The organism is Acinetobacter sp. 228 (assembly GCF_048147885.1).
In genome coordinates this window covers 1-1394 of sequence record NZ_JAYWYV010000259.1, presented here as the reverse complement: position 1 = coordinate 1394, position 1394 = coordinate 1, and the positions used below count along the sequence as shown (strand labels likewise).

The following is a 1394-nucleotide window of genomic DNA, read 5'->3' as shown; positions in this document are numbered from 1 at the left end:
AAAGTCATTAAACCAAAACCACGAATTAATTTGCGTTCGTCATCAGACAAATCAGCCGCGCGAGCTGGTTTACCTTCGTCAAGTAACGGTTGGATTTTCTCTAAAACTGCTTTAGTTGCTACAGCTTCTTTGTCACCGCCTTTAGCAACTTTAGTTAAACGTAAAATTGCTTTAGCAACAGTCTCAAGGTCTGCAAGTGCAAGTTCAGTATTAATAGTTGCAATGTCGTCTAATGGATCAATTTTACCATTAACGTGAATCACGTTTTCGTCTTCGAAACAACGTACCACATGAGCGATTGCATCAGTTTCACGAATGTTAGCAAGGAACTGGTTACCCAAACCTTCACCTTTTGATGCACCAGCAACAAGACCTGCAATGTCCACAAATTCCATAGTGGTCGGTAAAACACGCTGAGGGTTAACAATCGCAGCAAGTTTATCTAAACGTGGATCTGGAACAGGAACAATACCTGTGTTTGGCTCAATGGTACAGAACGGGAAGTTTTCCGCTGCAATCGCTGCTTTAGTTAATGCATTGAAAAGGGTAGATTTCCCTACATTTGGCAGACCAACAATACCGCAATTAAAACCCATGAAAACCACTCACAAATGTGTAAATTAAAAATTGTGGCTGATTTTACATGAAAGCCATGACAAAGTCATGGCTAGAGCAGGGTTCTGTTGTGTTTAAACTTTACGTTTATCGAGTTGCTGGGCTAATGCATCACCAGTCGCTTGTACTAACATGACTAAAACAATCAATACTAAAATAACGGCCAACATAATTTGCATATCAAAACGTTGATAACCATATCGATAAGCAATGTCTCCTAAGCCACCTGCACCAATAGCACCAGCAATCGCAGATGAGTTAATCATTGTCACAATAGTCACTGTAAAGCCTGCCACAATACCCGGCAAAGCCTCTGGTAAAAGTACGTGCCAGATAATTTGTTTGCGGTTACAACCCATGGCTTGTGCTGCTTCAATTAAGCCTTGATCGACTTCACGTAAGCTGACTTCTGCAATACGGGCAAAAAACGGAATGGCCGCAATCGTTAAGGGAACAACCGCTGCCCATACGCCATAACTTGTACCCACAATCCAGCGAGTAAGCGGAATAAGTGCAACCATTAAAAGTAGAAAGGGTACAGAACGAGTAATGTTGATGACCCAACCCAAAGCTTGATTAATCTTTTGCGACGGATGAATGCCATGTTCAGAAGTGCTGACTAAAATAACAGCGATAGGTAAGCCAATTAAAAAGGCAATGAATGCAGATGCGCCTACCATGAGCAAGGTATCTACAGTTCCAGTAATTAATAAATCAATGAGCTGGTCTTGCATAGCCAAGTACCTCAAATTGTGCAATTGCTGTTAATGCATCTTGTT

General features: G+C 41.4%; 3 protein-coding genes. All 3 read right to left on the bottom strand.

Features of this window, described 5'->3' with window-relative positions:
- The coding region (ychF, locus tag VXQ92_RS17990) for a redox-regulated ATPase YchF (RefSeq protein ID WP_416682726.1) at positions 1–596 on the bottom strand (596 nt) is incomplete at its 3' end.
- A gap of 93 nt (positions 597–689) precedes the next feature.
- Positions 690–1349, bottom strand: a complete 660-nt coding sequence (locus tag VXQ92_RS17985; protein ID WP_416682725.1) for a methionine ABC transporter permease — start codon at positions 1347–1349, stop codon at positions 690–692.
- Positions 1330–1394: hypothetical protein (locus VXQ92_RS17980; RefSeq protein WP_416682727.1), on the bottom strand; the 65-nt coding region annotated here is incomplete at its 5' end. The genes VXQ92_RS17980 and VXQ92_RS17985, both read right to left, overlap by 20 nt.